Origin of the sequence: Paenibacillus sp. LX16, assembly GCF_036252815.1 — a bacterium.
GTDB lineage: Bacteria > Bacillota > Bacilli > Paenibacillales > Paenibacillaceae > Paenibacillus > Paenibacillus polymyxa_B.
Map to the genome: position 1 here is coordinate 435,235 of NZ_CP141152.1, position 22,936 is coordinate 458,170.

The 22,936-nt window shown below is 47.5% G+C and carries 18 protein-coding genes, 1 pseudogene and 1 riboswitch; of the genes and pseudogenes, 11 read left to right on the plus strand and 8 right to left on the minus strand.

Annotated features, from left to right (window positions below; all coding sequences use genetic code 11):
- The first annotated feature begins 52 nt into the window (after positions 1 to 52).
- Entirely contained in the window at positions 53 to 1,213 is a 1,161-nt protein-coding gene (locus T3H97_RS01970; RefSeq protein ID WP_328801528.1) for a serine hydrolase domain-containing protein, read from the plus strand.
- Positions 1,214 to 1,440: 227 nt separating this feature from the next.
- Positions 1,441 to 3,777, plus strand: a complete 2,337-nt coding sequence (locus tag T3H97_RS01975; protein WP_328801529.1) for an Ig-like domain-containing protein — start codon at positions 1,441 to 1,443, stop codon at positions 3,775 to 3,777.
- Positions 3,778 to 3,848: 71 nt separating this feature from the next.
- On the opposite strand, the gene sdaAA is transcribed toward T3H97_RS01975, so the two are convergent.
- Together sdaAA and sdaAB are read right to left on the minus strand one after the other, a co-directional pair.
- Positions 3,849 to 4,748, minus strand: a complete 900-nt coding sequence (sdaAA, locus tag T3H97_RS01980) for an L-serine ammonia-lyase, iron-sulfur-dependent, subunit alpha (protein WP_328801530.1) — start codon at positions 4,746 to 4,748, stop codon at positions 3,849 to 3,851.
- On the minus strand, positions 4,738 to 5,427 hold the full coding sequence (sdaAB, locus tag T3H97_RS01985) for an L-serine ammonia-lyase, iron-sulfur-dependent subunit beta (protein WP_328801531.1): 690 nt from the start codon (positions 5,425 to 5,427) through the stop codon (positions 4,738 to 4,740). The genes sdaAA and sdaAB overlap by 11 nt, the downstream gene beginning before the upstream one ends.
- A gap of 211 nt (positions 5,428 to 5,638) precedes the next feature.
- Positions 5,639 to 5,754, minus strand: a riboswitch (glycine riboswitch).
- A 337-nt stretch (positions 5,755 to 6,091) separates the two neighbouring features.
- Here sdaAB and T3H97_RS01990 point away from each other — a divergent pair.
- From T3H97_RS01990 to T3H97_RS02025, 8 genes and pseudogenes are all read left to right on the plus strand, one after another.
- Positions 6,092 to 7,681 (plus strand): DUF6359 domain-containing protein, encoded by a 1,590-nt coding sequence (locus T3H97_RS01990; protein ID WP_328801532.1) that lies wholly within the window; start codon positions 6,092 to 6,094, stop codon positions 7,679 to 7,681.
- Between the two features lie 325 nt (positions 7,682 to 8,006).
- Positions 8,007 to 9,038, plus strand: a complete 1,032-nt coding sequence (locus T3H97_RS01995) for an ABC transporter ATP-binding protein (RefSeq protein ID WP_328801533.1) — start codon at positions 8,007 to 8,009, stop codon at positions 9,036 to 9,038.
- A complete protein-coding gene (locus T3H97_RS02000) occupies positions 9,016 to 9,942 on the plus strand; it encodes an ABC transporter ATP-binding protein (protein ID WP_328801534.1) in 927 nt (308 codons plus the stop codon). Before T3H97_RS01995 ends, T3H97_RS02000 begins: the two co-directional genes overlap by 23 nt.
- A 13-nt stretch (positions 9,943 to 9,955) precedes the next feature.
- Positions 9,956 to 10,924: an oligopeptide ABC transporter permease gene (gene opp4B / locus T3H97_RS02005; RefSeq protein WP_103046713.1), complete on the plus strand. Its 969-nt coding sequence runs from the start codon at positions 9,956 to 9,958 to the stop codon at positions 10,922 to 10,924.
- 28 nt (positions 10,925 to 10,952) lie between these two features.
- A complete protein-coding gene (locus tag T3H97_RS02010; RefSeq protein ID WP_103046714.1) occupies positions 10,953 to 11,861 on the plus strand; it encodes an ABC transporter permease in 909 nt (302 codons plus the stop codon).
- A gap of 42 nt (positions 11,862 to 11,903) precedes the next feature.
- The gene (gene opp4A, locus T3H97_RS02015; RefSeq protein ID WP_328801535.1) at positions 11,904 to 13,724 is read left to right on the plus strand and encodes an oligopeptide ABC transporter substrate-binding protein; all 1,821 of its coding nucleotides are present in this window, start codon (positions 11,904 to 11,906) and stop codon (positions 13,722 to 13,724) included.
- A gap of 160 nt (positions 13,725 to 13,884) precedes the next feature.
- Positions 13,885 to 13,965 (plus strand): annotated as a pseudogene (locus T3H97_RS02020) (LysR family transcriptional regulator); the annotation flags it as partial.
- Between the two features lie 6 nt (positions 13,966 to 13,971).
- Positions 13,972 to 14,727 (plus strand): LysR family transcriptional regulator substrate-binding protein, encoded by a 756-nt coding sequence (locus tag T3H97_RS02025; protein ID WP_328801536.1) that lies wholly within the window; start codon positions 13,972 to 13,974, stop codon positions 14,725 to 14,727.
- Between the two features lie 27 nt (positions 14,728 to 14,754).
- Here T3H97_RS02025 and T3H97_RS02030 read toward each other — a convergent pair whose 3' ends face one another.
- The 4 genes from T3H97_RS02030 to T3H97_RS02045 all read right to left on the minus strand — a co-directional run bounded on the left by T3H97_RS02030 (position 14,755) and on the right by T3H97_RS02045 (position 17,761).
- A complete protein-coding gene (locus tag T3H97_RS02030; RefSeq protein WP_029514671.1) occupies positions 14,755 to 15,405 on the minus strand; it encodes an amino acid ABC transporter permease in 651 nt (216 codons plus the stop codon).
- Between the two features lie 14 nt (positions 15,406 to 15,419).
- Entirely contained in the window at positions 15,420 to 16,079 is a 660-nt protein-coding gene (locus T3H97_RS02035) for an amino acid ABC transporter permease (RefSeq protein WP_103046716.1), read from the minus strand.
- A 71-nt stretch (positions 16,080 to 16,150) separates the two neighbouring features.
- Positions 16,151 to 16,981, minus strand: a complete 831-nt coding sequence (locus tag T3H97_RS02040) for a transporter substrate-binding domain-containing protein (protein WP_103046717.1) — start codon at positions 16,979 to 16,981, stop codon at positions 16,151 to 16,153.
- Between the two features lie 42 nt (positions 16,982 to 17,023).
- Complete coding sequence (locus tag T3H97_RS02045; protein ID WP_103046797.1) at positions 17,024 to 17,761, minus strand: amino acid ABC transporter ATP-binding protein; 738 nt, start codon at positions 17,759 to 17,761, stop codon at positions 17,024 to 17,026.
- A 326-nt stretch (positions 17,762 to 18,087) separates the two neighbouring features.
- Between T3H97_RS02045 and T3H97_RS02050 the strand changes: the two genes are divergently transcribed.
- Positions 18,088 to 18,555 carry a cupin domain-containing protein gene (locus T3H97_RS02050; RefSeq protein WP_029514674.1) on the plus strand — a complete coding sequence of 156 codons (468 nt, stop codon included), beginning with the start codon at positions 18,088 to 18,090 and terminating at the stop codon, positions 18,553 to 18,555.
- Between the two features lie 91 nt (positions 18,556 to 18,646).
- On the opposite strand, the gene T3H97_RS02055 is transcribed toward T3H97_RS02050, so the two are convergent.
- Positions 18,647 to 19,312 (minus strand): class D sortase, encoded by a 666-nt coding sequence (locus tag T3H97_RS02055; RefSeq protein WP_328801537.1) that lies wholly within the window; start codon positions 19,310 to 19,312, stop codon positions 18,647 to 18,649.
- Positions 19,313 to 19,428: 116 nt separating this feature from the next.
- Entirely contained in the window at positions 19,429 to 22,932 is a 3,504-nt protein-coding gene (locus T3H97_RS02060; protein WP_328801538.1) for a collagen binding domain-containing protein, read from the minus strand.
- Positions 22,933 to 22,936 lie beyond the last annotated feature (4 nt).

The following is a 22,936-nucleotide window of genomic DNA, read 5'->3' on the forward strand; positions in this document are numbered from 1 at the left end:
AGAGCGCGAGGGGAAGCCTGTTTCTTTTGAAGGAAAAATAGGAGGGATGAATATGTCACGTTTTGACAAGGTAGATCAGCTATTGAAATATTTCGTAGCAAATGGGCCGGCAGGTTGCGGTTGTGCTATTGCCCAGAATGGCAAAGTGTTGTATGAAGGGTATCATGGATATGCTGATCTGGAAGCCCGAAAACCAATCACTGAGGATACAGTGTATCGCTTGTTTTCCATGACAAAGGTTGTTGTCTGTGCGGCTGCACTTATGCTGTACGAACGTGGGCAATTTTTGTTGAATGAGCCTTTGTATGAATATCTTCCCGAATTTCGTAATGCGCATGTATTCAAAACCGCTCCTAACGGATACACCTACGTGGATAAGGTGGAGAATCCCATTTTAATTAAGCATATATTCAATATGAGTATGGGTCTTCCTTACGCTTCCGAGTCTTCAGAGACAGGACGGGCGATGCAAAAGGTCCTTACAACGTTAAAGGAAAAGCAGGGGAAGTATGACCTGCGCACAGAAATTAAAGCGCTTTCTGAAGTTCCACTTGCGTTTGAGCCGGGAACACGCTGGCTATACGGATATGGACATGACCTTGTTGCAGGTCTTATTGAAGTGGTTTCAGGTAAATCATTAGGACAATTTTTAAAGGATGAAATATTCGATCCGCTTGGTATGAACAATACAGGTTACCGTTATCGTGGAGATATTAAATCGCGGATGGCTTCCATGTATCAACGGATAGACACCGGAAAACTTGAGAAAATAGAGGGTTTCTTGGATGAATATCATCAGCCAGATGCTATATATGAAAGTGGAGGCGCAGGTCTGTATTCGACAGTTAGGGAGTACCTTACATTTTCACAAATGCTGTCGAATGGAGGTATGGTAGATGGTGTGAGGCTATTAGGGAGAAAAACCATTGATTTAATGCGCACCAATCATCTGAATACAGATCAATTATTGGATTTTACTAATTCTTATCATACAGGTTATGGTTACGGACTGGGCGTGCGCACGTTAATTGATAAAGCGGCTGGGCATGCAAACAGTTCTATTGGAGAATTTGGCTGGACGGGAGCAGCGGGCACTTGGGTTTCTATAGATCCAAGTGAACAATTCTCCGTCGTTTATATGCACCAACTGGCTCCTAATATGGAAGAATACCATCATTTAAGAGTTCGTGCAGCAGCTTATAGCTGTTTGTAAATGCGAGGTTGTGGATCTGTTGTGGATCTGTTGTGGAAACTCTTCATTATGGCTCTGAAGCTGCACAAATTGTAATGTCTAATCTTTATCAGAAATGATCTAGTTAATAAGGACCAAATTTCCTTCGAAGCCTAAACTATTCTTTTCCATATGACGACATAAAACGTAGGTGTAGGGATTTTACGAAATCCTTAATTTTTAGCTTTAAAATGGGAGGGAATTAGATTTTGAAGAATAGATGGTCCGGTTTTCTGGCGTTGGTCATCCTGATTTCAAGTTTTACATCATATGCAGGGTTTGCATCTGCAGCAGAAGCAGTGCTTTCCAAGATTGTCCTTTCGTCTAACGAGGTAACTTTGCAACAGGGGGATACAGCTGCATTGACGGCTACGGCCGTTTTTAGCGATGGGACAACCTCGAATGTAACCGTAAGCACCGATTGGAAAAGTGATAATACAGCTATCGCTACGGTGTATAACGGTACAGTTTCAGCCAAAGCCGAAGGGGAAGCGACCGTGGTAGCGACCTATAAAGAGAAGGTACAATCGGTTCAGGTACATGTAACGAAAAAGGTTAAGGCGCTGACATCCAGTGTACAAAGCCTGAGCTTGCGTTCAAACGGCACAGGGCAGATCGATCTGACAGCGACTTACAGTGATAATACAACAGCTCAGGTTTCGGGTGATGCTACTTGGACCTCGGATAATCAAAAGGTTGCAACTGTAGTTAACGGATTGGTTACCGCTCAGGGAGCAGGTACAGCCAATATTAAGGCCGTATATGGTCAACAGACCGTAACCATTGCTGTGCAGGTGGAGCAGGTTAAACGTCTCGATGTCAGTTCATCAGAGGTTTCTCTTTTGCTGAAGGATACTGAGAAGGTTAAACTTTCAGCGACGTTCCCGGATGGATCGGTACAGGACGTGACAGAGTCCGCCGAGTGGAGCTCCAGCAATGCAGCCGTGGCGGATGTACTGAAAGGCACCATTACCGGTTACAGCGCAGGAAAGGCGACAATTACAGGTAAATATGGTACGATGTCCGCTACGATTTCGGTAGATGTTGATCAAACGAACAAACTGAAAGCCAGCGAATCCAATATTTTTCTCCGTCTGGATGAATCTAAAAAAATACAAGTTTCTGCCGTTTATCCGGATGGGACGGTAACGGATATCACAGATAAAGCTACTTGGACATCAAGCGATGAAAAAATTGCGACTGTGAATAAGGGAACGATTATGGCCATTGGAGCGGGTTCGGCTACGGTGACCGCTAAGTATGGAGATAAGACCGTTTCGATCAAGACAGATGTCGAAACCTCTAGATTTCTGGATTTGAGCGAGGACAAGCTGAGCTTGAATGCCAAGGAATCCAAAAAGCTCAAGCTGACCGCAACGTACGTAACAGGTACGGAAGAAGATATCACAAGTAAGGCAGAGTGGAAGTCCAGCAATGAAGATATCGCTTTTGTCAGTGCGGGAGAAGTCACGGGTTATAAAACAGGTGAGGCTACCATCACCGCTTCTTATGGCGGCAAAACAGCTACAGCTACGGTATCCGTAAATGTGCCCGGTGATCTGTCTCTGTCCTCCAAAACGGCAACAATTGATATTAATGAGGACTATACTGCAACTTTGACGGCTACTTATGCGGATGGGCGTAAGGAAGATGTAACACAGGATGCAGAATGGGCTTCAAGCGCGGAAGATATTGCCTCTGTGTCCAAAGGAACGATTACGGGTAAATCTGCTGGTAAAGCGGTTATTACAGCGACCTATAATGGCAAAAAACTGACGATTAACGTACAAGTAGGCCTTGTAGACCGTCTGGAAACAGACTCGCGTGTAATTGCGCTTGGTGCTCAGGAAACGAAACAGCTGAAAGTAACAGGAGTTAAGAGTGGCGGTACAAAAACAGACGTAACCAAGGACGCCACCTGGACTACTAGCAATGTAAAGGTAGTTGAAGTTAGCGAGGGTTTGATCAAAGCAAATGGTAGTGGTAAGGCAACTGTGACTGCTTCATATGGCAAGCAAAACATTACGTTTACGGTAGAAGTGGACGTAGCGCAAAAGATTGAAGCTGATGCAATTGCGTTGTCACTCAAATCTGGAGATCAAAAAACCATCGCGATTGTGGTTAAATCGAGTGATGGTAAAGAAAAGGACGTTACGACCCAAGCTGAATGGAAAACGTCTAATTATAAGGTAGCCACTGTTAAAAAGGGTCAGGTTACCGCGGTTAGCTACGGTAAAACTAACATTCAGGCGAAGTTTGGCGGGAAGGTAATTAGTATACCCGTGGATGTTGATACGCTTAAATACCTGCAAACAGACGAAGTTGCTTTGAATTTGAAGGCAGGACAGCTGGCTAAAGTTACGGCTACAGCCACGTATAAGGATGAGTCGGAGAAGGATGTTTCCAAACCGGCTGTATGGTCCTCGTCCAGAATTATTGTTGCGACCGTCAAAGACGGTAACATTAAGGCACAGGGCAAGGGCAAAGCTGTAATTACTGTGAAATATGCAGGGAAAATGACGAAGGTACAGGTAACCGTTCAGTAAAAAAGAGAGCAAGCATACGTCCAAGGACGACATGCTTGCTCTTTTATTTTAAGGAGGCTACCGCTTATAAATCATGACTTATCCTTCTTGGTCGGTGTGTTGCGTGTAAGTGATTCGGTCAAACGCTTGCCAGTCGGCGTCTGGGCCAACCCGCCTTTGGCGGTCTCGCGATGCTTCGACGGCATCGCACTGCCGACTTCAAGCATTACGTCAATGACTTCGTCAGACGGAATAGCGCTGCGCACACCCGCCAAAGCCATGTCCGCTGCGGCAAGCGCAGTCACGGCTCCCAGCCCGTTGCGCACGATGCACGGAATCTCCACGAGTCCGGCGACGGGGTCACAAATCAGGCCGAGCGTGTTCTTAAGAGCGAGGCCCACGGCGTGAACAGCCTGTTCAGGCGTACCACCGCGCAACTCGACCATAGCACCAGCGGCCATCCCGATAGCTGAGCCAATCTCAGCCTGACACCCTCCCTCCGCGCCAGAAATGAATGAGTTGTTGGCGATCACGTAGCCAATGGCTCCAGCGGCGAATAGGCCGTGCACCATATGCTCATCATCCCAGCCGAACCGCTCCTGCGCACTGATGAATACACCAGGGATAACCCCACATGAGCCTGCGGTAGGCGTGGCGACAATGCGACCCATGGATGCATTAACCTCCGACACAGAGAGGGCATAAGCCATGGCGAGCGCGGAGGCATCACCGGAGCAGGTTTCCCCTGCCCGCAGATACTCCGCTAGGCGCTTGCCATCACCGCCCGTCAATCCACTGCGGGATACGGTGTCTTGTGTCTGACCGCGATGAACGGCTTCCTTCATGACTTCATAATAATCAGACATTTGGCGAAAGACTTCTTCCTCCGTTGTATTCGTTTCTTGTACCTGCTCTTCAATCATCAAGCGGCCAATCGTGGTGGATTCTTCAGCGCATAAAGCGCTGATTTCATGCAGATGGCTAAACCGCATCGGATTCAGCTCCTTTTTTCAAATTAATCATCTTAATTTCATACATATGAGGTAAAGAACGCAGTTCCGCAATCAGTTCAGCTGGAGCAGAACTGTCCGTTTCAATGGCGGTGAGTGCTTCACCATCCCGGCCTTTGCGATCTACGTGCATATAGGCAATGTTAATGTGAGCCAAGCCCAGCGCTGAAGTTATCGCGCCCAATGTACCGGGCTTATCTGAGTGGAGAAGCACCAGCGTAGGCAGTTCCCCGGTCAGATTGACCCGGAATTCGTTGAGCTGCTGGACATGGATGCTGCCGCCGCCGATGGAGGAGCCCAACAGTGTGCGCTGATCCTCGCCCTTCCACAGCTCGAAACGGACAGTGTTCGGATGAGGGGCGGGGAGTCCGCTGACGGCGAATTCCACGGCCATCCCGGCTTGTTCGGCCCATTGCTCGGCATCGGGAATCCGGTGATCGTCCGTATCGTAATTAAGCAGTCCTGCGATGAGCGCCAGATCTGTACCGTGTCCTTTATACGTATCAGCAAAGGAGCCGTATAATGTCATGCGGGCACGGTCAGGCTGCGCCCCGAGCCAGTGCCGGGCAACGCGTGCGAGTCGCACCGCGCCTGCGGTGTGTGAACTGGAAGGTCCGGTCATGGCCGGGCCGATAATAGAAAATACATCTTTGAAACGCATGGTGTGGCCCCCTGTATGTTCTAATACCATACTATATGGTATCTCCGCGTCTTTGCGCGGTTATGACGGTTCCTAATGCTGACGCACAATGTGAGCACAAAAAAGGACAGGATAAGGAAGTTTCCCTTATCTCTGTCCTCGTTACCTGAGAGTTTCGTGCGGTGTTCTTACCGCCTTACCCCTTGGGTGGCTTGCGCTCTCTCCAGAGTTGCGTCAGATGACGATACATGGACCTGAGAGATTATCCGCCAGCCGGGTGCTGGCGTCTTGCTCCTTCGGTGCCGCCAGAGTGTAGGCTCCCTGGACAGACTCTCCCGTCATCTTCATTCGCGTATACCGTTCTACATGTCTTTCTTAGGGTAATGTATGCCGTGCTCGGTGTCAATCACAGGGTTCAATTTTTACATAAACGAGGATTTTGCAAAAACCCAATAAGCGACTTCTAATGAACAATATATAGATCGAAATGGCCTAGTTCGTCTAGATATTGCGCTTTGGAGCGACTGGAATCGAATTTTGCAAAATCCTGAAACAGGTGCGTTTCCAATAAAAAAGATTAAAATTTACATAATTATGGATGAAATCAGGAAGGAATTAGAAGATTGGCGGCTAATCTGATAAAGGACAAGTACATTTATGGAAAACATAGGAGGGATATTGACGTATGGTAAAAGGCTTGCGGTTCACAGGTTCACGCTTAAAAGGGATACTACATCTAGCAGCAATCGTATCACTGCTGATCGGGATCTTCGTTCCATTCGGTCAGGTCAAGGCAGAGGGAGCATTGACAGTAGCCGAAGCACTTCAGGGCCAAAGCAGTGGAGGTACGGTGACGGTGGAAGGCTACATCGTCGGACATGCTACCGGATCGAAAACGGCTAACTTTTCTTCTCCGTTCGCGAATGATTTTAACGTACTGATTGCCGACCAAGCAAATGAACGTAATACGTCTAATCTATTGGATGTACAGCTGACTTCAGCGTACAGAGGGCAATATGGGTTATCAGGCCATCCTGAGCTGATCGGCAGCAAAATTCGTGTGACGGGTACACTCGGCGCCTACAATAATTTTGGCGGAGTAAAAAGCCCAAGCGCTGTTGAACTGGTGAGCGGAAGCGAGCCGGGGGAACCAGGTGAACCTGGCAACCCGGGTCAACCCGGTACTACACTGCCGGATGGAAAAGGCAAAAAGGTGCTGTTCGATAATACGCACGCACAGACCGCTGGTGCAGCAGATTGGGTCATTGAAGGCGCCTTCTCCGACTTTGCCAATGGACTGCGTAATGTAGGCTTTACGGTAGACCAATTGAATCGTCCCATTCCTTTTACTTATGGAGAGCAGGCCATAACATATGACAAGTTGCGCCAATATGATGTGTTCATTATTGGTGAAGCGAATGTTGCCTTTAAGGCATCCGAGCAGGCTGCCCTACTGCAATACGTGAATAACGGGGGAAGCGTATTCTTCATCTCCGATCATTATAATGCGGACCGTAACAAAAACCGTTGGGATTCCTCCGAAGTTATGAATGGCTACCGTCGTGGAGCCTATACTAATCCAGCCAAAGGCATGACTGCAGAAGAAGCTGCATCACCGGCGATGCAAGGATTAACAAGCTCCGATTGGCTGGCGACCAACTTTGGCGTTCGTTTCCGTTATAATGCGCTTGGTGACGTGAATGCTACTGACATTGTAGCCGCAGATCAATCTTTCGGCATTACCAAGGGTGTGCGCTCGATTGCCATGCATGCAGGATCTACGCTGGCTATTATTGATCCTACCAAGGCTAAAGGCATTGCTTATATCCCTTCAGGCACGAAAAAATGGGGGAATGCTGTAGATCAGGGAGTTTATAACGGCGGGGGCCGTGCGGAAGGACCTTATGCCGCTATCTCCAAGGTAGGTCAAGGCAAGGCAGCGTTTATCGGTGATTCTTCCCCTGTAGAAGATGCTACACCGAAATATGTGCGTGAGGAAAATGGACAGTCGAAGAAGACATATGATGGTTTCAAGGAAGTGGATGATTCCACCTTCCTGGTACAAACGGTCCAATGGCTTGCATGGAAGCAGGACTACACGAAATTGTCCGATGTGGCAGGTTTGACTCTGGATCAACCAACGAAGCTTCTGCCATTCGAGGAGCCTGCGACTTCCACGGAACCGCAGGCTGAGCCTTGGGCTGCTCCGGCAGCAGGCTACAAATGGTATGATCCTAGAACGTTCAAGTCTGGCTCCTATGGAGCGGCTTCGTAATTATCGTCAGGAGCTCAATGTGAGCCGGTGTTAGTTAGTCGTTTGATCCCTGCAGAGGGATCAGGCGACTTTTTTTGTGATGAAAATTAACCTGTGGTTGGTTATTTCATTACATTTTGTGCCAGAAAGGCCGCGCTACTCCTGGATCATTGATTTTTTAAATGATGTTGATAGCATAATCTTAATTGATATATCCATATACTGGTGATAGGATGTATTCAAATTATTCCGACAAAAACGGTGTGTAATGTTCATGAGAGGTTTTAAACATCAAACATGGTGAGAATAAGCGGGACAAGACCATGGAGAATGGAGGAAGCGCGCATTGAATACCGAACCTGTGTTGGAAATTAAAGGATTATCCGTATCTTTTCGCATCAAGGATCAATATCACCCCGCAGTCGACCATCTAGATCTGACGGTCAACCCCAATGAAGTGCTGGCTGTAGTCGGAGAATCCGGCTGTGGCAAAAGCGCGCTGGCGCTTTCAATCGCACAACTGCATGACATGGAACGCACGCGTGTAGAGGGAGAGGTCCTTTTTAAAGGCACGGACCTGAACCGTCTTTCTTCAGGGCAAATGAACAAAATCCGCGGAGCGGGCATTGGCATGATCTTTCAGGACCCGCTGACAGCACTCAACCCGTTGATGAGCATTGGCAAGCAGATTGAGGAAAATCTTGATTATCACACGTCACTATCTACGAAGCAAAAAAGGGAACGTGTGCTGGAGTTGCTGGAAAGTGTAGATATACCGAATCCTGTGCGTGTGTATGAGCAGTATCCGCATGAACTGTCAGGAGGGATGCGGCAGCGTGTGATGATCGCGATTGCCATAGCTTGCCGACCTTCTCTTATTATTGCAGATGAGCCGACGACTGCGCTCGATGTAACGATCCAATCGCAAATTCTCGACTTGCTCAAACAGCTTCAACAGGAGACTGGGAGCGGAATTATACTGATTACGCACGACCTTGGTGTTGTGGCAGAAGTAGCCGACCGCGTGGTGGTCATGTATGCCGGAGAAATCGTGGAGAGCGCTGATGTTTTTGAATTATTCAGGCATCCACAGCATCCGTATACGCGTTCGTTGCTTGCTTCTATGCCGGGATCGCACACCAAGGGGGAATCACTGCATGTCATCGGCGGCATTGTTCCCTCATTACAAGATATCCCCCGCAATAGTTGCCGCTTTGCTCCGCGTATTCCCTGGATTCAGCAGAGAGTGCATGAAGACCATCCCCAATTAAATGAAATTTCCCTTGGACATTGGGTCCGTTGTACATGTTATCAGCATTTTCATTTTGAAGACGAGGCAAAGGGGGAGGCTGCTCATGGCACTACTGGAGTTAAATGATTTGAGGGTCCACTATCCGGTGCGCGGTGGTTTCTTCCAGCGTGTTATCGATCAGGTGAAAGCAGTGGATGGCGTGTCGATCAGCATTGAGGCAGGCCAGACATACGGGCTGGTGGGAGAATCCGGCTGTGGAAAAACGACGACAGGCAGGACGATCATCGGTCTAAATAAGCTGACGAGCGGACGGATTCTGTTTAAAGGAAAGGACCTTGCAGCTCTGAGCCGTAACAATCGCCATCCACTGCGTAGAGACATTCAGATGATTTTTCAGGACCCATACTCTTCGCTCAACCCGCGTAAGCGCGTATTGGATGTCATTGCTGAACCGCTGCGAAATTTTGAAAGGCTGAGCAGTGAGGAAGAACGAAGGAAAGTACAGACGTTGCTGGAAAGGGTCGGCTTGAACGCCGATGCAGCCTACAAATATCCGCATGAATTTTCCGGGGGGCAGCGGCAGCGGATCGGGATCGCGCGTGCGCTGACATTAAACCCCAAGCTGATCATTGCAGATGAGCCGGTGTCGGCGCTGGACGTTTCCGTGCAGGCACAGGTGCTTAATTTTATGAAGGATGTGCAGCGGGAGTTTAATTTAACGTATTTGTTCATTAGTCATGACTTGGGTATTATCCGCCATATGTGTGGCCAAATCGGTATTATGTACCGGGGACGTCTAGTGGAACAGGGGAGCGAGCAAGACATTTATGAGCGTCCACAGCATCTGTATACCCAGCGCCTCATTGCAACCATTCCCAATATTGATCCTACAAAACGACTGGAAAATGCCAAGAAAAGGCGAATGCTTTTATCCTCCTACAAAACAGAGCTACCCAAACATCTAGACGCGAGTGGAAAACCGTTTGCACTAAAATCAGTAAGTCCATCCCATCAAGTCGCGCTACCATAAGGGGGGTACAGAAATGTGGAAATTTACACTGCGTCGGCTACTGGTTATGATCCCTCAACTTTTTGCACTGAGCGTGCTTATATTTTTCCTAGCTAAGGCCATGCCGGGGGATGCCCTGACAGGACTTATTACCTCGACACCCAATCTGAATCCGGCCGCACTGGAAGAACAGCGACAAAGACTGGGACTGAATGATCCGGTGTGGGTGCAGTATGGGAACTGGCTCGTCCAGCTTGCTCACGGGGATCTAGGCAAATCTTATGTACATAAAATTAGCGTTACCGATCTGATTGGCAGCCGTCTGGGGAACACGTTCTTTCTGGGCGTAGTAATTCTGGTTCTGACGTATCTGATCGCCATTCCGCTCGGCGTACTCAGCGGTCGTTATCAGCATAGTCTGCTGGACAAAACCGTCGTGGGCTATACCTATCTCAGCTTTGCGACACCTCTATTTATACTCGCGCTGCTGCTGCTGTACGTGTTCGGATTTAGGCTCGGCTGGTTTCCAACCAGCGGTAGTGTGGATGTAGGCGTGGAGCCGGGGACATGGGCATATTACGTGAACAAGTCGTATCATCTCATTTTACCAGCCGTTACAGGCGCATTGCTCAGTACAACGGCTACGATTCAGTATTTGCGCAATGAGGTCATTGACACAAGACTGAAGGATTTTGTGAAAACAGCGCGTTCCAAAGGGGTACCCGAAGGTAAAATTTATTCCCGCCATATTTTCAAAAACTCTCTATTGCCGATTGCTGCCTTTTTGGGCTATGACCTGACGGGAGTAATTGCAGGCAATATTTTTCTTGAATCTATTTTCGGTTATCCGGGTTTGGGCCAATTATTTCTCCAGTCCATCACTCAACGGGATTTTTCAGTCGTGAACGCGCTGGTCATGATCTCTGGCTTCTTGGCACTATTAGGAACTCTTTTATCTGATGTTATCCTAAGCAAAGTCGATCCCCGCATTCGAATTGAATAGCGAACAAGTCTAGAGAAAGGGAGGGATTATGGTGTCTATACAGGTGGAGGAGGTTTTCACGCCGGAAATCATTCGTAAATCACCATCCAGTTGGTCTGTACTGCGTCGTGAGCTGGTGCGTGACAAAATGTCCTTGGTTTCCATTGGCTTTATAATTCTGTTCTTGATCTTTATATATGCCTCTGTCCTGTTTGTAAATCAGGATGTTGTCACGACGGTGGATTTGGGCGCGATCCGTGAAGCTCCAGGCTCAGTGCATTGGCTGGGGACAGATCGAGCGGGCAGGGATATTTTCGGCCAGCTGGTCATTGGAGCCCGCAATTCCTTCACCATTGGCTTTACGATTACATTGTTATCCGCCGCTATTGGCTTAACGTTAGGTTTGCTGGCTGGTTTTTATGGGGGACTGGTCGATAACATCATCATGCGGATCATTGATTTTATTCTGGTGCTTCCGTTTTTGATGTTGGTCATCGTATTTGTCAGCATTGTACCCAAAAGCGGCATAGGGTCCTTTATTTTCATCATGACCGCCTTTTTATGGATTGGAAAAGCACGTCTGATTCGGGCGAAGGTGCTGTCAGAGCGCGAACTGGACTATGTACAGGCTTCCAAAACCCTCGGCACACCCAATTGGAAAATCATCTGGTTTGGCGTGCTGCCCAATCTTAGCTCGGTCGTGATCGTCAACCTGACCCTCAGCCTCGCGGGAAATATCGGGATTGAGACCGGGCTTTCTTATCTCGGCTTTGGCTTACCGGAATCTACTCCAAGCTTGGGTACACTGGTGAGTTATGCGAATGACCCGGATGTTTTGCAGAATAGCTGGTGGATGTGGTTGCCAGCCTCGCTGCTTATTTTGGTGCTAATGCTGGCGATTAACTTTATTGGCCAGGCGCTCAAACGCGCCACGGATGCCAGACAACGATTGGGTTAACTGAAGTTCAAGGATAAGGACAATGACAAGGAGGGATTTACAATGGTTAAACACTGGAGAAAAGGAATTCTGCCTGTTCTATCTGCAATTTTGGTACTTTCACTGGCCGCATGCAGCGGTTCGCCTTCCGCTTCAAATGGAGGAAAATCGTCTGACGGTACAGGCGGCTCAGGGTCCGACAGCAAGCAGGTGAATGCGACAGCGCTGGCGAAGGCGATCAAGAACGATAAGGCACCGATTAAGGGTGGTATCATCAATTATGCACTCGTGTCTGATACCCCATTTGAAGGTATTCTAAATCCTGTATTTTATGATGGCAATCCTGATTTTGAAGTCTTCCAGTTTTTCTACCCTTCTATGTTTTCGATTGACTCCAATCTGAATATTGACGATAAAGGGGCGGCGACGATTTCCTTTTCCCCTGACAATAAAGCCGTGACTGTCAAAATTGATCCCAAACTGAACTGGACGGATGGTAATCCCGTAACGGCAGAGGACTATGCTTTTTCCTATGAAGTGATCGGTCATAAAGACTACGAAGGTCCGCGTTATGATAGCTTTATGACCAACATTGTGGGTATGGAGGATTATCACGCGGGTAAGGCCAAAACCATTTCTGGCATCAAGGTGCTGAATGAGAAAGAGGTTACCATTCATTTCAAAGAACCCAATCCTTCGGTGAAATCGGGACTCTGGTCTACGCCACTGGAGAAAAAGGTATTTCAAAACATTCCCGTGAAGGATATGGCCGGATCTGATCCTGTCCGTAAAAATCCGATTGGCTATGGGCCGTTCAAAATTAAATCTATGGTCACAGGTGAATCTGTGGAATTCGTCAAAAATGAGGATTATTTTCACGGTGTACCCAAGTTAGATGGCCTTCATCTGAAGGTTGTGAACCCGAATGTCATTACCGAGGCGCTGAAAAGTGGAGAGGTTGACTGGGCCAGCTATCCAACCACCCGTTACAATGAGGCCAGCAATCCGAAAAATGTACAGTTTCTCGGTCAGGAGGAATTATCTTATAGCTATGTGGGCTTTAAGATGGGCAAATTCGATCAGGCCAAGAGTCTAAATATCATGGACCCGAACGCCAAGCTGGCGAACAAGTCATTACGTCAGGCCCTCGGCTATGCGCTGAATAACGAGCAGGTCGGCAAGCAGCTATATCATGGACTTCGGATTCCAGCAACGTCCCTGATTCCGCCTGCCTTTAAGGGGTATCATGATATAAATGCAAAGGGCATCACGTACGACCCGGACAAGGCGAAAAAGCTGCTGGACGAGGCAGGGTATGTGGACACCAATGGAGATGGATATCGTGAGGACCCTAAAGGCAAGGAACTGGTACTCCATTATGCAGCAATGAGCGGGGATGCGACAGCCGAATCGCTGGCTAAGTTTTATTTGCAAAATTGGAAGGATGTTGGGCTTCATGTCGAGCTGGTGGACGGTCGACTGCTTGAGTTCAATTCTTTCTATGATCGTGTGCAGAAGGATGATCCCGGCATTGATATTTTTGGCGGCGCATGGAGTACAGGTTCAGATGTGAACCCTAGTGGGCTGTATGGACGCGAAGCCAGCTTTAACTACTCGCGCTTTACGAGTGAAGAGAATGATAAGCTGCTGCAGGAAGGTGTGTCTGTGAAGGCCTTTGACGACAATTATCGTAAAGATATATACAATCAGTGGCAGGCGTATATGAGCGAGGAGGCACCAATTGTACCAACGTTATTCCGGTACTCACTGGAAGCTCTGAATAATCGGGTGGCCAACTACGATATTACCCGTGGCAAGGAGTACGATGCAGACACGTTTGCGAATATTACGTTGACTGCGGAAAAAGCCGAAGTAGCCCAATAATCCAAAAAAGCGCAATAACCTGAAGAAGAAGCGCGAACCGGATTGATCCGATCTTGCGCTTCTTTTGACCTTTTAATGCAATCATTCTGGGGATTCTCGAAGGGAGAGAAGGAAGACGGAAATACGTCAGCTTCAATACTTCATAGCTGTATGCGAGGAACTGCATTTTACGAAAGCTTCGGAAAAGATCGGAATCTCCCAACCCACGCTTAGCCTGCAAATCAAGGCGCTGGAGGAGGAATTGGGCATGACGCTTTTTGACCGTGCAGGCAAGAAAATTAAAATGACAGATGCCGGGAAATTGTTGCTGCAACACAGTGCACATGCGCTCAAGGATTTACAGCAAGCAAAGGCTTCCATTGAGGAGTTGCGCACCGAGCAACGCGGGAGTTTGCGGATTGGTATCGCATTAACGGAGCTGGAGGAACCATTGCAAGAGATGCTTATCCATTTTCATCAGTCATTTCCTAGAGTCAGCCTGCACATCCATCCATCATTCGATGTAACAGAACAGCTGCTGGATAACCGAGTGGATGTTGGCATTACGCTGCATTCGGGTACAGATGAAAGGCTTGTCCAGCTTCCTCTTCGTACGGAGAACTACTGTCTTGTTGTTCCGGTAGAGCATGTGTTTTCCAACCGTCCTTCCATTACGCTGGACGAATTGAGGCATGTACCCTGGGCGATGCAGCCAGAGTGTCATCCCGGCAGGAAGCTGATTGAGCAATACTTCCGTGATCAGGGGTATCCCTTTGCAACCGTCTTGGAGACAAATTCCCTACCTTCAATCCTGCGCTGGGTGCAGGAGGGACTGGCCGTAACCCTACAGACGGAGTCCCTTGCGGCAGAATTGGATCGCTCACAATTTTGCACTGTACCTATTTTGTGCGGCGTGCTACAGAGTCAGCTAGAGTTGATTTATCGGTCTGGCCGTTATCAGGGAGAAGCGTTGAAGCAATTAATTGAAAAGATACAAGCTGTACTAACAGTGCGTTCCAACTAGTGGCAACGCTGATGAGTATCACGAGCTTTAATGTGTACGAACTTCCAGCCTGCGTGCAATCAGTGACATACTGTAATTGACAGCAAAGTACAGGAAAGCGGCGAACAGCAGGGCTGGAATGACAAAGGATTGATTTTGTCCACCGACAATTTGAATGTTATGCGTCAGCTCCGGCAAACTGATAATGACAGCCAGTGAGGTATCCTTGAATAGGGAAATGAACTGGCTGACAATCGGGGGCACCATGCGACGAAGCGCTTGGGGCAGAATGATATGCCATAAGGTTTGAGAGTAGCTTAGACCGGAGGAACGTGCGGCTTCCACCTGTCCTTTATGGACCGAATTCAGGCCGCTGCGCACAATCTCGGCGATCATGGCTCCCTCGAAGATCGACAGGCCAGTAATGGCTGCCCACTTGAGGGAAATCGATAATCCGATGGAGGGTAAAACCATACCGATGAAGAAAATAATGAGCAATAATGGAAGATTACGAATGAGATCAATGATAAAGGCAGCAACCTGTGAAATGACAGGTAAGCGGGTATAGCGCAGGATGCCGAATAAGATACCGAGAGCGAAGCTGAACACGATAGAATAAATAGCAACCTCCAGCGTGAGCAGGAAGCCCTCCAGTATAAAACGCACATTAGGCCACACAAACAATCCACCGAAATCCATACGGGCTTCCCTCCTTAGGATGTTTTGGACAGACGTCGTTCCATATATAGTACAAGAAAGCTAAGCGGAACCGTCAAGATAAGGTACAACAGCGCCGTGATCGCGTAGACTGTGATGGGCAGAAAGGTATCCGAGTTAATGAGGTCCGAGTAATACATTAGATCCAGTCCAGCCACAATAGCCAGCACGGAAGAGTTTTTGACCAGATTGATGAATTGGTTGCCGATCGCAGGCAGTACGACTTTGATCGCTTGCGGTAAAATAATGCTGATCATCGCCTGGTTGTAACTCAAGCCGGAGGACCTTGCCGCTTCAAATTGCCCCTTGGGAACAGCTTGAATGCCGGCACGTATGGCTTCCGCAATAAAGGAGGCTGTGTACACGGTCAATCCAAGCGTTCCAGATACGAATCCGTCCAAAGGGATGCCCAGAGTGGGAAGCCCGAGATAAAAAAACAACACGACGATCAGCAAGGGGATATTGCGGATGACCTCTACATAGACGGTACCGATCCAGTTTAGCCATTTAAAAGGCGCAATTCGGAGGATGGCAATAATAGCCCCCAGAATAAAGCTTCCGATCAAGGCAATGACACTAGCTTGAACGGTATGTAGCAAGCCTTCTCTGAAACGGTCGCTATGATCGAAAAGTACGTTGATATCAAAAGTAAGCATCTGCGAATTTACCTCCTTATCCAGACCTAAGAAAGGAAGGAGCTCGCAATCGCGGCTCCTTCACAAGAATACTATTCGGGTTTAACCCCAAGCCATTGCTCGTGGAGCTTATCGTATTCACCGTTGCTTTTCAGTTCCTTGATCGTATCATTAATGGCTTGCAGCAGTTCAGGCTGTCCCTTCTTCACTGCAATGCCGTAAGGTTCCTCTGTGAAGTTCCCGCCTACAAGAATATAATTCGGATCTTGCTTCTGCATGCCGAGCAGAATAGAGTTATCGGTAGTTAACGCTTCTCCTTTACCTGCTTTGAGGGCGTTGAAAGCATCCTGATAGTTTTCGAATTCCAATATCGTTGCTTCAGGAGCTTTTTCACGGATATTTTTGGCGGAAGTAGAGCCTTTCACGGCGAGCACTTTGGTATTCGGGGTCAGGGACTCCAGCCCGGTGATGGGGCTCCCCTTTTTCACGAGTAGAGATTGCCCGGCGTTAAAATAGACGTCGCTGAAATCGACCTGCTTTTTACGTTCATCCGAAATGGTCATCGTCGCGATAATGGCGTCGATGTCCCCGTTTTGCAATAAGGTGATTCGTGTTTTGGACGTGACTTCTTTTAGTTCAAGCTTGGTTTCATCGCCAAAAATATGTTTGGCTACAGCCTTGGCGATGTCGATATCAAAGCCTTCTACTTTTCCACTAGCCGGGTCTTTCAGTCCGAACAGCTTGGTATCGTATTTCACACCAACGACCAGTTTGCCACGCTGTTTGATCGCTTCCAGCCCGTTGGCTGCTGCCGGCTCATTCCCCGACGTTGCCGCTCCTTCTTTGCCTCCACAGCCTGCCAAAACAAGCAGACAGGATAAAGCTACCAGCACCAAAGTACTCCATTGAAATCTTTTTCTCATCAGAACATTCCCCTTTCGATTTACGCTACATTGGTAGTCTGTTTAATGATGAATCAGACGGCTCAGGAACAGGCGAGCCCGTTCTTCAGCCGGATTCTGAAAAAATTCGGCAGGTTGGCTGTCTTCCAAAATCTGTCCTTTATCCATAAAAATCACGCGGTCCGCCACTTCACGTGCAAAGCCCATTTCATGAGTGACAATGACCATTGTGATGCCCTGATGGGCGAGCGAGCGCATAACATCCAGTACCTCTCCGATCGTTTCGGGATCAAGAGCTGAAGTAGGCTCGTCAAACAACATAATTTTTGGATTCATCGCGAGCCCGCGGGCGATCGCGACCCGCTGCTGCTGTCCACCGGACAATTGGGCGGGGTAGCTCTGTGCCTTTTCTTCGATTCCGACGCGCTTTAGATAGGTGATGGCTGTTTGAGTAGCTTCTTCTTTCGAGATGCCCAGTACCTTCATAGGTGCCAGTACAATGTTTTCAATCACCTTTTTGTGGGGATATAGATTGAAATGTTGGAACACCATCCCGATGTTGCGGCGGAAGGCATTAATATCAATCTTTTTGTCATGTACAGGGATCTCGTTAACTATCAGCTCCCCATCCGATATCGTTTCCAGACGATTGATGCAGCGAAGCAGGGTGCTTTTACCCGACCCGGAGGGACCGATGATGACGACGACCTCGCCCTCCTTAATCTGAAGATTAATGTCTTTGAGTACATGGAAGTGACCGTAATGCTTGTTGACATTGCGAAACTGGATCAGAGAGCTCACCCCTTTTAGGCTTGGATACATAGCTTAGTAGACGGATTGACATGATCAAGCTCTATTAGAATTTAAAAATTTCTCTCATGATACTATAAGCTTACAATAAAAAACAAGATATTATGTTATAAAACTTTACGTGAAATGTATTTTGATATGTTTTTTACTATTCAATTGTTATTTATATGAGAAGAATAAGTAATTATCCGCAATTTTATGTTATTAAATTTTACATAAAATATTAATCCTCGACATGCCAAGGGAGAAACGTGACAAAAGCAACGCTATGTTTTACAGTAGGGAAGAAGGAATTTAGGGTAAAGGAAGGTTAGACAATGACGAAAGCTATTTCACCGCTAGTCACGGCATTGGGCATGGAGCCCCATCCAGAAGGCGGCTGGTACAAAGAGATGTGGAAGGCCAATTTTCAAATTCCGAAGCCTGTACTGCCGGATGTGTATTCCGGTCCGCGTTTTGCAGCTTCGTCGACGTACTTCTTGCTGCATCCGGGCGAGTTCTCCGAGTGGCATGTGGTCCATTCTGATGAGCTGTGGCTATATCATAGCGGAAGCCCTGTAGAGTTGAAATTGGGTGGAAGCGGAGAAGAGCCAGGCGAAGAAACTGTCATCATCGTCGGTGCAGATGTGGAGGCAGGACAGCATCCACAAGCACTCGTACCAGGAGCAGTATGGCAAACGGCACGTCCGCTTGGGGATGAGCCCGTGCTGGTAACCTGTGTAGTTGCACCAGGATTCCACTTTGATGATTTCAAGCTGATTGCCAAGAATCCAACTGAATCGTAATGTGAACATTGGCGGGTGTATTTCTGTAAATGAACAGGAATGGCCCGCCTGATTTATGTTTACTCATAGAAATAGGCGCTTTAAAATGGCTTTAGGTGCTTAGTTTCGCCTGAACAATGAGACGATGGGTGGGGTTTACGAGAGGGTCACATGTAATCAGCGTGAGCAGCTTTTGTTTTTTGAAGCTTTTCAGAACAGACACGTCCGTAGGATCGACCACTTTCAGGCTATAAACGCTGTATACATATTGGTTACCCCGAGTGTTAACAACAATCTTATCCCCGATCTTCAATTCATTTAGACGATTAAATAAACGTCCAGAGGTACGGGCTCGATGAGCAGCAATGGCGGCATTTCCCGCTTGTCCCAGCATCCCCGTTTCCCGCATATGTACAGCCGCGTGTCTCATATTTATCCTCGTTGCGCCTTCCAACACAGGGAGCTTTAAAGCAATACGACTTATGCTAATAGTGGCTATGGGAGTTTGTTCATTAGTGCTGGCATTGGGAGCGGGGGGTGGAAAGGTATGTTGCCGTGTTTCACTAACCGGAACTTCCGTAAGAGTAGTGGACAAGCGAGCATAGCTGTCTGTAAGACTGAGGGCCCATAGCGCGTCGCTTTTTCCTGATGGTAGCTCTGCTGCTTTTAATAGCTTGCTTTGTTCCCGATTCTCATTCCATTCCGTCGCTTTAGGAAACAAAATAAAAAGTAAGCCTAACAAAATAAATACGTAGGAAAGTTTACGCAGACTCAGCAATCTCGCCTCCCCTAAGCAAAGTACGGATTATACATATTTTTTTGAAAAATGCCCCATTCCCGACTTATTCCAATCGGGATTGGAATAAGCCGGGAGATCAGGGCAGGTGATCCATTTTATTTTTTGTTTGTCCATCTGAATTTCAACAATACGCCCCACATAACCAACGCTATGCCTGTCAAATAGAACGGAGCGGGGCTGCTCTCACCTGTTTGGGGCAACTGATGTACCGCAGGTGTATCCTCTGGCTCTTTCCCTGGAACCTTGACACGGATCTTGGGTTCGGGATCGTCTTTCGAATCCACCGGAGGAGGATCTTGATGAGGCATGACGGCTGGCGGCTCCGACTCCGGTGGTATAGGCGCAGGTTCCTCCTGTGGAGGGACTATGTCCTCCGGAGACTTTGGCAATGACGGAGGAACGGTTATAGACGGCGTATCGGGTATTTCTGGATCTTTGTCATGTTTTTTACCTGAGCCTCCGGACGGGGGTGAAGGGTTTGGATGAGTAGGCGTTCCTGGTTCGTTTTTCTTTTCTTTACGATTGGTGACCACAATCTTCTTTACACCAGAGCTTTGTCGCAGTGTTGCATCTATTTTAATCTCAAGCTTGCTCTCCGTGATTTTATAGCCCTCCGGTGCTGCCAATTCTTCCAAGATGTAATCGTCATGAAGCAAGGAGGAAAAGATGATTTTGCCTTCCGCATTGGTGGTATGAATGAGCGGAGCTCTTTTTTGACCCTTATCATAGAGCGCAAACTGTGCGCCAGGCAGTACCTTGTCAGGCATATCCTGATCTACCTTGGTCAGCTCAAGACTTTCGGTCACACCCCCGCCAGAACCGGAGCCGGAAGACGTTCGTACGATGATTTCCTGGCTGGTTTCCCGCAGTTCTGTCGTCAAGCGATCCCCCTCAAAGGCAACCTTATTACTCACTTTGGCTTTGTCCTCAGCATGAATGAATGATTGGTATTCAAGTATAAAAGCAGTGGAAATATCCTTGGCAAAAGTAAGTTCAAAAGTTTGCTGGCCTTGAGCGTCTGTCTTGATATACAACTTGTAATCTTGGTTTCTAATCAACTCGGTGCTCTTGGTTGTATTTCCGTTGGCAGCGATTATTGTAGAATACAAATGAAAGGAATCCTCAATTAAGATTTGATTGTTGCTAGGCTGATCTATAATTTTAGCGTTGGATACATATGACTGTCCTTCATTGATGCGGATGTTCCAGTCAATCTTATTTCCATTTTGTGTACCGACTTTAGATACATATTCTCCGCCATGAGGTACCGTGACTTGCGCTGCCCATTCGGAGACTGTTTTTTGTCCATCGAGTAGAAGGGCTTGATTGTGGATTTCCTTTTCAATCAGTTCTCCTTCCAATGAAGTTTGAAAGGTAATCCAGTAGGGAGTCTGTATCTGCTCCTTGAACTGGATACGTAATTCATTCCCATTTTGCTCGGAGGGAGGAATAATGATGTATTGATCTGCCGGGATTTCAGCCCCTTTTTGTACGCCATCCCACCATCCCAGCAAGGTCATATCGTATACTTTTACGGAGGCGGGCAGTAACTTCTGACCTTGCAACAAGGGGTCCCTCACTTCCGCGTGATTCAGGATCTTGCGATTGTAGTTGGCTTTAATGTCCCAGGTAATGAGCTTGGAGGTCGCATTATAGCTTCCTTGCTTGGCACCGTTTCGCTGTGTCATATAGTCCGGCCAGATCGGGCACTCCACTGATTGAGTTGATGTTTCTCCGTTTTCAAACTGGTAATCTATAATGGATTTATTACGAAACTCAGGCTTCGTCGTATCCGTTTTCCAGTCATTATTATAGGTGGTTGAATACTTGATCGTATAAGCTTTCTGAATGGTTTTATGAAATTTGAGTGTAAATCCTTGTTTATAGTCCTGTGATAGCGGAACCAGCTCATAATCCGTAGGCGCACGTAGCTCCGTTGTTCCGTCAACACTTTGAATTTTCAGGGTGTTCGGTAACAAGGCTAAGCCCCCATTTGGAAACACATCCTGGATGACAATGTTTTTCATGGTGTACAAGTCTGTATTGATGGTAATCACCCAAGGTATGATTTTGGTGTTGTAATTGGGTGTGTCATACATTTTAGTCATAACTCCGCTTATAATTTCCGTCGATACGATCTTCTGGATTCCATCTGAAGTTATGATGTTTATAACTTTTTCATTTTCATAGACACGGCCTCTGGCTTGAGTCTGGTATCGGATGGTATAGGCTGAATCTACGTCGAAGTTGAATTGAAGTTTAAAGCCGTTGCGGTCCGGATAATCAACTGGGATGACAGTATACGCCCACGATGGAAGTTCCTCCAGCGTGTTCCCCTTAAATACTTTCAAAGAACCGGACAGCAATTCTTGAGTTTTGTTGAAATGATCAATTAAAAGAGCTTTGGCTTCGGGGATTTTTGTCTCGCCGAAGTTATATCGTATGGCCCACGAGAGTGTTTGTGTGGCATGATCATATTTTTCAACCTTTTTGGACAAAAATTCACCACGTTGTACCTGAACAGTAGCGGTAGCAGCTACGTTCTCTATCGCATCTCCTGAAAGCGTTGCTGTGTTGGAAAAACGTGTTTCGTCGCCAATAATGCGCGTGGAATATTGAATCTGATAGGCCGTGTTAATGCTATCGTCTTGAATACGAATCACAAACCCTGTCCCGGCTTGATCTGCTTCAATGGCATATTCACTCGTATTCACTAGACCTCGAACAACGGTCGACCCATCGATATTGACTTGTAGATGATAGAGCCGGATAGAGTCTCTTCTGAGTTCCAGCCCTGAAGGAATGGGATCGGTGATGAGGACATGCTTTACGGTGTTTAGCTGTTTGTTCACATCAATGGTCCAGTCGATCTGATTTGTGCCAGCTAGTTTCCCTTGTTTGCTTAGGGTCGGCCCTGACTGGGGTTTTACATTCACGATGACTGTTTGCACCCCGCCTTTGATCGGAATCGCAATGATGATCTCTGTACTACCTTTCATCGTTTCCTTCGTAAACTCAGTTTTGATTTGCAGTTTGCCGCTGACATTGGAATGATTCTCTACATATGGGTTAAAGGTCATGATAACCTTGCCCTGACGATCTACTGTGAAGTATCCCACGGTTCCGTCGGTAGTGACTAACGGAGATGAGATATCAGTGTAGATGACAAACTGTTCTGGTAAGTGAAAGGTGAAGGTGTCCCCTGACTTATAGGTATTGTCAGGAAGCTCCCATTCATAGCCTAGTTGGATGGCTGATCCGATGTCGAATTGGCTGTCGGGACTATATACCGCATCAATGACATGCCCTGATTCGTCGGTCAGGCTCAACTTCGTTAGTATGCTCTGCGGAGCTGCATCATGTTGAGACTTTGAACTGGCTGCTCCTTGAACGAAGGGGGGCGTGTTTGAAGGAATCTCCCTGGGGGGTTCAAGGTTTGGGACACCGTATACAGCATCCGTAACGGTATGTGTAGGATCGGATACAGCACTCTGCGGCAGTTCTGGGGCTGGAGCATCTGCGTAAGCCAGCGTTGCGCTGAAAAAGCTTTGGACAATGAGCAATAAGGCAATGATCATTACATTTATTTTTGTTCCCATGCTC

What these genes read in the sequence shown, in the direction of transcription:
- T3H97_RS01970 (WP_328801528.1), top strand. Translation starts at nt 53, where the DNA reads ATGTCACGTTTTGACAAGGTAGATCAGCTATTGAAATATTTCGTAGCA.
- sdaAA (WP_328801530.1), bottom strand. Translation starts at nt 4,748, where the DNA reads ATGCGGTTTAGCCATCTGCATGAAATCAGCGCTTTATGCGCTGAAGAA.
- sdaAB (WP_328801531.1), bottom strand. Translation starts at nt 5,427, where the DNA reads ATGCGTTTCAAAGATGTATTTTCTATTATCGGCCCGGCCATGACCGGA.
- T3H97_RS01990 (WP_328801532.1), top strand. Translation starts at nt 6,092, where the DNA reads ATGGTAAAAGGCTTGCGGTTCACAGGTTCACGCTTAAAAGGGATACTA.
- T3H97_RS02000 (WP_328801534.1), top strand. Translation starts at nt 9,016, where the DNA reads ATGGCACTACTGGAGTTAAATGATTTGAGGGTCCACTATCCGGTGCGC.
- opp4B (WP_103046713.1), top strand. Translation starts at nt 9,956, where the DNA reads ATGTGGAAATTTACACTGCGTCGGCTACTGGTTATGATCCCTCAACTT.
- T3H97_RS02010 (WP_103046714.1), top strand. Translation starts at nt 10,953, where the DNA reads ATGGTGTCTATACAGGTGGAGGAGGTTTTCACGCCGGAAATCATTCGT.
- opp4A (WP_328801535.1), top strand. Translation starts at nt 11,904, where the DNA reads ATGGTTAAACACTGGAGAAAAGGAATTCTGCCTGTTCTATCTGCAATT.
- T3H97_RS02025 (WP_328801536.1), top strand. Translation starts at nt 13,972, where the DNA reads ATGACGCTTTTTGACCGTGCAGGCAAGAAAATTAAAATGACAGATGCC.
- T3H97_RS02030 (WP_029514671.1), bottom strand. Translation starts at nt 15,405, where the DNA reads ATGGATTTCGGTGGATTGTTTGTGTGGCCTAATGTGCGTTTTATACTG.
- T3H97_RS02035 (WP_103046716.1), bottom strand. Translation starts at nt 16,079, where the DNA reads ATGCTTACTTTTGATATCAACGTACTTTTCGATCATAGCGACCGTTTC.
- T3H97_RS02040 (WP_103046717.1), bottom strand. Translation starts at nt 16,981, where the DNA reads ATGAGAAAAAGATTTCAATGGAGTACTTTGGTGCTGGTAGCTTTATCC.
- T3H97_RS02050 (WP_029514674.1), top strand. Translation starts at nt 18,088, where the DNA reads ATGACGAAAGCTATTTCACCGCTAGTCACGGCATTGGGCATGGAGCCC.
- T3H97_RS02060 (WP_328801538.1), bottom strand. Translation starts at nt 22,932, where the DNA reads ATGGGAACAAAAATAAATGTAATGATCATTGCCTTATTGCTCATTGTC.